10 protein-coding genes are annotated in these 7,539 nt (G+C 35.0%); 3 read left to right on the forward strand and 7 right to left on the reverse strand.

Annotated elements, in window-relative coordinates; genetic code table 11:
* Positions 1–8: 8 nt before the first annotated feature.
* The 5 genes from H8R22_RS00845 to ruvC form a co-directional block, all read right to left on the reverse strand.
* Positions 9–710 carry a PH domain-containing protein gene (locus H8R22_RS00845; protein ID WP_187009408.1) on the reverse strand — a complete coding sequence of 234 codons (702 nt, stop codon included), beginning with the start codon at positions 708–710 and terminating at the stop codon, positions 9–11.
* Positions 711–773: 63 nt separating this feature from the next.
* On the reverse strand, positions 774–1,139 hold the full coding sequence (locus H8R22_RS00850) for an MmcQ/YjbR family DNA-binding protein (protein ID WP_187009407.1): 366 nt from the start codon (positions 1,137–1,139) through the stop codon (positions 774–776).
* 45 nt (positions 1,140–1,184) lie between these two features.
* Positions 1,185–1,940: a cyclase family protein gene (locus H8R22_RS00855; protein WP_187009406.1), complete on the reverse strand. Its 756-nt coding sequence runs from the start codon at positions 1,938–1,940 to the stop codon at positions 1,185–1,187.
* Between the two features lie 93 nt (positions 1,941–2,033).
* Positions 2,034–3,188 carry a radical SAM family heme chaperone HemW gene (gene hemW, locus H8R22_RS00860; protein WP_187009405.1) on the reverse strand — a complete coding sequence of 385 codons (1,155 nt, stop codon included), beginning with the start codon at positions 3,186–3,188 and terminating at the stop codon, positions 2,034–2,036.
* Positions 3,189–3,255: 67 nt separating this feature from the next.
* Positions 3,256–3,810, reverse strand: a complete 555-nt coding sequence (gene ruvC / locus H8R22_RS00865) for a crossover junction endodeoxyribonuclease RuvC (RefSeq protein WP_073353629.1) — start codon at positions 3,808–3,810, stop codon at positions 3,256–3,258.
* 54 nt (positions 3,811–3,864) lie between these two features.
* Between ruvC and H8R22_RS00870 the strand changes: the two genes are divergently transcribed.
* Both H8R22_RS00870 and H8R22_RS00875 read left to right on the forward strand, forming a co-directional pair.
* Positions 3,865–4,836, forward strand: a complete 972-nt coding sequence (locus H8R22_RS00870) for a lysylphosphatidylglycerol synthase domain-containing protein (protein ID WP_187009404.1) — start codon at positions 3,865–3,867, stop codon at positions 4,834–4,836.
* Positions 4,837–4,840: 4 nt separating this feature from the next.
* Complete coding sequence (locus tag H8R22_RS00875; RefSeq protein WP_187009403.1) at positions 4,841–5,941, forward strand: glycosyltransferase; 1,101 nt, start codon at positions 4,841–4,843, stop codon at positions 5,939–5,941.
* Positions 5,942–6,048: 107 nt separating this feature from the next.
* Here H8R22_RS00875 and H8R22_RS00880 read toward each other — a convergent pair whose 3' ends face one another.
* Together H8R22_RS00880 and H8R22_RS00885 are read right to left on the reverse strand one after the other, a co-directional pair.
* On the reverse strand, positions 6,049–6,525 hold the full coding sequence (locus H8R22_RS00880) for a hypothetical protein (protein ID WP_187009402.1): 477 nt from the start codon (positions 6,523–6,525) through the stop codon (positions 6,049–6,051).
* Between the two features lie 42 nt (positions 6,526–6,567).
* On the reverse strand, positions 6,568–6,939 hold the full coding sequence (locus tag H8R22_RS00885; protein ID WP_187009401.1) for a hypothetical protein: 372 nt from the start codon (positions 6,937–6,939) through the stop codon (positions 6,568–6,570).
* Between the two features lie 57 nt (positions 6,940–6,996).
* Between H8R22_RS00885 and H8R22_RS00890 the strand changes: the two genes are divergently transcribed.
* Positions 6,997–7,497 carry a DUF456 domain-containing protein gene (locus H8R22_RS00890; RefSeq protein WP_187009400.1) on the forward strand — a complete coding sequence of 167 codons (501 nt, stop codon included), beginning with the start codon at positions 6,997–6,999 and terminating at the stop codon, positions 7,495–7,497.
* The last annotated feature ends 42 nt before the right edge of the window (positions 7,498–7,539 follow it).

Raw genomic sequence — 7,539 nt, forward strand, 5'->3', positions numbered from 1 at the left:
ATAATTTTTTACATATGACTCAAAATTTCCTTTTTGAAGGTGTCGTACTCTCCTTGCAAAATTAAGCCGTTGTCTAAAAGCTTTTTGTAATTTTGTAATTTCTCGAACAATTCATCTTGAGACAAACCCGCTAGACCTTCTCCTTTTAAAACTTCTGAACTATTAGTCGTATCTTGTTGCTGATCGGTATATTCAGGAATAGTCATTGGCATAATCTCAGCAAAATTGACCACTTCCTCGGTTTCTACTTCTTCAACATACTCATCAGCTTGTGGAGTTGACGGAATTTCAGCTGAAAATGCTTGAGTTGAACCATGCTTTAAAATATCTAACTGCTCCTTAGCATAAGTTGCTATTTTTCGAGCTTGTGTCTTCGGAATATAATCAATGGAAACGGTCATATCTGTTTTAGTCGAAAAAGAAAACTCTGACCCTAATATATTCTCTTTAACAAAAGTAGCTTCGATTTGATCCCAAGTATAATCAATAAAATCCATAGACAATCCCAGATTCCTCGGTTGACAAATGATAATTCTTTTATTTGTTAGAACAATACTATCTGGAAAAACAGTTATCGCTGGTTTTTTCTGTACGCCAATATAACCTATCTCCTCATTCTTCATCATTAAATCATTCAGCTTTGAAGTGATTTTTTCAATCGCTTTAGGATCTTGCTCTTCGTTTAAAAACTTTTTGATTTGGTCTTTCATCTCTATTTGATTTATAGCGCTAATTTATAATTGTGATTTACACAGCAAAAGTAATACCTAATTCTATAACTTACTTATCTCCTCTTGTATTTTCTTGGTCAAACTATTATAAACAAGCGCATACGAGTGGTCAATTAATTCACTAACCAATGCGTCTGAAACTTCTAGATTTACTAGCACTGTATTCCAATGCTTTTTATTCATATGGAAACCTGAATTTATAGACTCATACTCTGCTCGCAATTCTAGCGCACGATCTGGATCACATTTTAAATTAATTCCCGGTGATCCTAATTCCCATTTCTCGAGTGAAGTTAAAGCGAATATTTTACCCCCCACTTTAAAAACTAATGCATCATTGTCAAATGGAAAATGCTCAGTTACTCCTTTCTTGGACAAACAATATTCATAAAAATTTTCGAGGTTCATTTCAATAAAAATTATAATGAAAAAATTCAAGAAACAGTACTATCACTATACTATTGCATATAAAACAGGCTTAGAAGGCGACGCATCATTTTCAAAAGAAGCGATTTGAAGATTCAATAAATAACTAGCGTCTGTAATTGTATCAGGAACAAAAATCATCTCCGTAATCGTTGCGTTTAGCCTTGCATCTCCATTTAATTGATTGACATCAGTAACATTCCAAAAGGCTTTGTGTGCCAACAGCCTTCCTTCATCTTTCTCTTTATCTACGCTTGGCAAATCTATTAATAAGTGCTGAATACCGCATTCACGAATGAATCGTGCCGCAGCCTCCTCCAAATAAGGCGGGTTCGAATGCGAATATTTCCTTGATTTTTTAGAGTCTTCGTTTGGAACAGTCCGGATAATGATGGCTTCAGGTGTCTTACCATTCAGCGCTTTTTCTACTGCTTCTTTGGTAATAACCAAATCTTCTCCTCTTTTTTCTAAACTCACAGAAACCAATTCCGCCATGAAAAAAAACTGTTTCAAAGCTTGATTTATACTGTAAAGTTCTCGCGTAATATGACCTAGACATTCAGTATGTGTGCCATGCCCATGTGGATTGAAAAATATATTATTAAAATTGGTAGATGACATACCCGAAGATACTTTACCTACCCATTCACCAAATTTCACGGGTTCAATCACCGGTTTTTCGATATACCAAGCAATTGGATTTTCATCAGTATTGGTAATCGGAATCGAAATATCAATGGGTTTTGACAGGTCGACTTTGAAGTTTTCAATAGTTGCAATCATAATTTTTCAACCGCAAGGGTCACTAAGATTTACGCTGAGATCACAAAGTTTTATGCTCTTTTGAGCCTACTTTGTGTCCTTTGCGGTTAATGTTTATTCCAAATTTACCCAAAAAAGATCAGAAGCTATCCCATCCGTCAAAAACTTTCCTCTTTTTGTGGGTTTCAAAATATCTTTTTCAATCGAAAGCACATCATCATTTAAAAATTTCTGGGCTTGCTTCATCAAATAATCATAATAGACTTGTCCAAATTCAGATTGAATCCTACTTAAAGAAACACCCCAAATCGTTCGCAATCCGGTCATAATATATTCATTGTAGCGATCTGCAAGAGATAAAATTTCAACTTCATTTGGTAATTCATCGGCGTCAATTGCTTTTAAATACAACGAATTATTGGCAATGTTCCAACTCCTCGAAACACCATCGTAACTGTGTGCCGAAGGGCCTATTCCGATGTATTTTTTTCCTAACCAATAGGCTGAATTGTTTTTAGAAAAATAGTTTTCCTTTCCAAAATTAGATAATTCATAGTGTATAAAACCATTTGCCTCGAGCGTATCTACTAGAATCATAAAATGCTCTTGAGCTACATCATCATTTGGCGCCGCTACTTTTCCGGTTTGGATTAATTTTTTTAAAGCTGTTTTGGGTTCTACTGTTAGCGCATAACTAGAAATATGCGGAATTCTGAAAGACAAAGCCGTAACAATATTTTGCTTCCATTTTTCATTTGTCATTCCTGGAACACCGTAAATCAAATCAATCGAAATATTATCAAAGTACTTGGTGGCTTCTGTCAAGCATTTTTGGGCTTCCGCCGAATTATGTGCACGGTTCATCATTTGTAAATCATCTTCAAAAAAGGACTGAATTCCGATGCTTAATCGATTGACTTTACTTTTCGAAAGTTCTAAAATCCGTTCCATTGAAAGATCATCAGGATTGGCTTCTAATGTGATTTCAGGGCTTTCTATAACCGCATAGTTTTTATAAACCTCGTCAATTAAAAAATCAATTTCAGCTGAAGTCAGCACACTAGGAGTTCCTCCTCCAAAATAAATAGTCTCAATTACAATGTCAGTTCGAGCGGAGTCGAGAAAAGCAGATTCACTTTTGCGTAAGCAAATTTCTTTAGCTAATGCCACAACCATTTCTTCTTTTTTCTTTAGGGAAGTCGAAAAATGGAAGTCGCAGTAATGACAGGCTTGCTTGCAAAAAGGGATGTGGATATATATTCCGCTCATAATAATAGTCGTCAGTGGTCAGTTTTTTAGTGGTCAGTTTATTAATAATTTTAATACCTACTGAACACTACTTTTTAACTCTTTCTTCGTTTTGTTTTACAAACGCATCCCATCCGGTGTAACTTTTAGTCCCAACCACTTTACCAGAATTAAAAAAGTGACAAACTGCTGCTGCTAACCCATCGGTTGAATCGAGATTTTTTGGTAATTCTTTCAATCCCAAAAGTTGCTGTAGCATCTTGGCAACCTGTTCTTTACTGGCATTTCCGTTTCCAGTAATAGCCATTTTAATTTTTTTAGGTTCGTACTCTGTAATTGGTATATCTCTTGATAAACCCGCAGCCATGGCTACTCCCTGAGCGCGACCAAGCTTCAACATCGACTGTACATTTTTACCAAAAAAAGGGGCTTCGATTGCAATTTCATCAGGATGATGCGTATCAATCAACTCAATGGTACGTTCAAAAATTCGTTTAAGTTTCATGTAATGATCGTCCATTTTATTTAACTGCAACTCATTCAACTGAATAAATTCCATTTTTTTATTGACTACTCTAATCAACCCAAAACCCATTATAGTGGTTCCTGGATCAATACCTAATATGATGCGTTCGTTTGCCAAAAGATTTGTTTAAAGTTTAAAGTTCAAAGTTTAAAGTTTTGTTTCTTTGCACTCATGATCTCGATTCCTCACAAAACTAAGCAATTCCTCGTACTTCTAATCAAAGTTTTGATTGTTGCTGGCGCATTTTATTTCATTTACAACCAGCTGGCAAATAATGATAAACTAGACTGGGCGCAATTCAAAACTAAATTCGAAAAAAATCAATCCGTGTTGGGAATTGGTTTTATATTACTTTTAAGTGTATTGAATCGGTATTTTGAGATTTTAAAATGGCAAAATTTAGCATCCTATATCAAACCCATTTCGGTTATTGAAGCTACAAAACAAGTGCTTGCTGCGTTAACCGCTGGGATTTTTACACCCAACGGCGTTGGCGAATATGCAGGAAAAGCATTGTACTACGAAAAACACCAAACCAAGCAAGTAGTTTTCCTAAACTTGATTTGCAACGGAATCCAAATGGTATTAACGGTAATAATCGGGTTATTTGGATTGCTTTATTTTAATGTACAATACAATGTAATTACTACCAATACTGTCGCCATAATCTTTGGCGCTTTGTTGTTTTTATTTATACTTTTATTTTCGGTAAAAAAAATCAAAATCAAAGGCTTTTCGATCGAAAAACTGATTTATAAAATTAATGAAATCCCAAAACACATCCACCGTAAAAACATACTTTTGGGCAGTTGCCGCTATTTAGTGTTTTCGCATCAATACTATTTTTTGTTTTTAGCTTTTGATGTTGATTTACCTTACTTCACATTGATGGCTGCCGTAACTAGTGTTTACTTTCTAGCATCGTCATTGCCTACTTTTCAGTTTCTGGACTTTGCTGTGAAAGGAAGTGTTGCTATCTACTTCTTTGGGATACTGGGCGTAAACGAGTGGATCGTTATTTTTGTATCCACGTTGATGTGGTTTCTAAATGTAGTTTTACCTGTAGTTATAGGTAGTTATTATGTACTTAATTTCAAGAGCCCATTAGCGCCCGAAAATTCAGCTAATAGCAAACACATTTAAACTCATGATTACAGTCGTTTTTACTTTTGTTTTCTGTATATATATCGTGGCAATTGGCGCCCTTATTTATGGTTTTACTAAAATAAAAACCTATAATTTTGTTGGCTTAAAGCCCCTGACTAAATTCACCATTATTGTCCCTTTTAGAAATGAAGAAGAAAGTTTGCCCTTACTTTTAGAAAGCTTTTCAAAACTAAATTATCCTAGCGAACTTTTTGAGGTTATTTTAGTTGATGATGAATCAAAAAACAAGTTTCCAATTTCAAGTTTCCAATTTCAAGTTTCATTAATTGACAACAATCGTATATCCAACTCTCCTAAAAAAGACGCGATTGTAACCGCAATGCATCAGCTCACAACCGAGTGGGTCGTTACAACGGATGCTGATTGTACCGTAAACAAAAATTGGTTGTTGACTCTGGACAATTACATACAGACACATAAGGCATCCATGATTGCTGGAGCAGTGACCTATGATTGTAACTCCTCATTTTTACATCAGTTTCAGCAATTAGACATGGCTAGTTTGCAAGGTGCTACTATAGGCAGTTTTGGTATCGATCAAGGTTTTATGTGCAATGGCGCTAACTTAGCGTACACAAAATCGCTTTTCACAGCATTAGATGGCTTTACAGGCAATGACAAAATAGCAAGTGGTGATGATGTTTTTTTATTACAAAAAGCCATTAGTCGATTTCCTGAGCGAGTTCATTATCTCAAATCTAACAATACTGTAGTTACCACGCACCCCTTAAACGATTGGAAAGCGTTGTTTTACCAAAGAGTGCGCTGGGCCTCTAAAACAGGTTCGTATCAAAGTTTTTTTGGACAACTTTTGGCCTTAATTGTGTTTACAGGAAATTTAGGTTGGATAATAACCATTGGTTATTGCATCTATAACTTTGAGATAGCAGCTGCTTTATTTCCCTTTATACTATTAAAAATGGTAATCGATGCTATATTAATCCTACAATCAAATCGTTTTTTGAATTCTGAAAGAACCACTTATCTCATTGTTAGTAGCTTATTTTATCCTTTTTTCAGTAGTGGTGTCGCTTTATATTCCCTTTTTGGAAAATACGATTGGAAAGGAAGACGCTTTTAGTTCTTGATTACTAGTACCGTCTAGCCCAGATAGCAGAGAAAATCCTTTTCATTTTCTCTTTAAAAATGAAAAGATTGTAACGTATAGCTGGAAATAGCTCCTTGTTACTACTCGACTTTTAATATCACTGGAAGTATAAACTGTGTTTTTACGGGAATTCCTCGCTTAATTGCGGGATTCACCTTGGGGAAATCGACTAATCGAGCCTGTAATATACTGTCAATTTTAACGGTGTTGTAGGCAACTGAATCTTTGGAGAACTGTGGCTCAAACTTCATTTTTGCATTGGGAAAAATAGTTACTTTGACCTCGATTGTGTCTAATTCAGGATAGAGAAGCGGCAACGTATCGACACTTAATTTCTCTTGAATAAGTTGGGTTAGAAATTCAAAAAAACATTTTTGTCGTGCGAGTTTGGTTTCGAGTTTGTCACAATCTACAAAAGACGGGTATTCATCAACCTCTTTCCAGTTAATGGCTTGTAATTCCTTTTGTAGCAGTTCTTTTTCCGATGGAACTGGCGTTTCGAAATAGTGACACGAATTAAAAAGTAAGAATACAATATAAACGTAAAAGTGCTTCAAGGGATCAATTTTCAATTGGGCTAATAATTTATAAAATTACGATTATTTTTTTTGAGAAGCTTTCGAAAGCAAATAATCTTCATAGCTTTCCGCAAACCACTTCTTTTTACTAGCTTCTGCGACCTCTTTTTCTTTTGGATATAATTTGGCCAACCGATCCGAGAAAGCGGCTATCTTAATTGTGTAATTATAGAATTCCTCCTTGGTTAAAATAATATTTGGATCACTTTTTTTATCTGAAAATTCAAAGAATAGCGCATCAAAATCTTTCATGGAATAATTGATAACTATTTTTTTGTTTGCGTTATAAATTTGCTCTTTAAGTTCAGCATCTGCACTTTTAGACTTTAGTTTTTGAGCATAGGAAAGATTAGAAAGGAAAAGTATCACTAAAACGGCTATTATTTTTTGCATTTGACTAACGGAAATAAATGTTTACTTTTAAAATTCAAAATTACTAAAAAATAATTAATGGATATTTTCCTCGTCCTTATCGGCTTAATTTGCATGATTACTGGAATCATAGGCAGCTTCTTACCTGTATTACCCGGTCCTGCAGCAAGTTGGTTAGGTATTTTGCTTTTATACTGCACAACTGCTATACCAGCGAATTACTATGTACTAGGAATTACACTAGCCGTCACAATTGTCCTTTCTATTTTAGATTATATCATACCCGCCAAGGGAACCAAAAAATTTGGAGGCTCTAAGTACGGAATTTGGGGTACGAATATTGGACTTATAGTGGGGTTACTTACACCTATCCCTTTTGGTTTTTTAATAGGCCCATTTATTGGCGCCTTGATTGGAGAATTACTATTTAATCCTAAAGATCACAATAGAGCATTTAAAGCCGCTACTGGTTCGTTATTAGGATTTCTAGCCTCTACTTTTATCCAATTCTTGGTTTGTATTTTATTCTTGGGCTTGTTTACGAGTATTGTTTGGAAGTATCGAGTTGGTCTTTTTTGAAACATCTTGCAAAAGAAACACCAAAAAGAATAAGTAGTAGGG

The sequence above is a fragment of the Flavobacterium kayseriense genome (assembly GCF_014305095.1).
Taxonomy (GTDB): domain Bacteria; phylum Bacteroidota; class Bacteroidia; order Flavobacteriales; family Flavobacteriaceae; genus Flavobacterium; species Flavobacterium kayseriense.

Excerpts from the sequence above, each read along its gene's own strand:
- H8R22_RS00845 (WP_187009408.1), bottom strand. The coding sequence starts at position 710 with ATGAAAGACCAAATCAAAAAGTTTTTAAACGAAGAGCAAGATCCTAAA.
- H8R22_RS00850 (WP_187009407.1), bottom strand. The coding sequence starts at position 1,139 with ATGAACCTCGAAAATTTTTATGAATATTGTTTGTCCAAGAAAGGAGTA.
- H8R22_RS00855 (WP_187009406.1), bottom strand. The coding sequence starts at position 1,940 with ATGATTGCAACTATTGAAAACTTCAAAGTCGACCTGTCAAAACCCATT.
- hemW (WP_187009405.1), bottom strand. The coding sequence starts at position 3,188 with ATGAGCGGAATATATATCCACATCCCTTTTTGCAAGCAAGCCTGTCAT.
- H8R22_RS00870 (WP_187009404.1), top strand. The coding sequence starts at position 3,865 with ATGATCTCGATTCCTCACAAAACTAAGCAATTCCTCGTACTTCTAATC.
- H8R22_RS00875 (WP_187009403.1), top strand. The coding sequence starts at position 4,841 with ATGATTACAGTCGTTTTTACTTTTGTTTTCTGTATATATATCGTGGCA.
- H8R22_RS00885 (WP_187009401.1), bottom strand. The coding sequence starts at position 6,939 with ATGCAAAAAATAATAGCCGTTTTAGTGATACTTTTCCTTTCTAATCTT.
- H8R22_RS00890 (WP_187009400.1), top strand. The coding sequence starts at position 6,997 with ATGGATATTTTCCTCGTCCTTATCGGCTTAATTTGCATGATTACTGGA.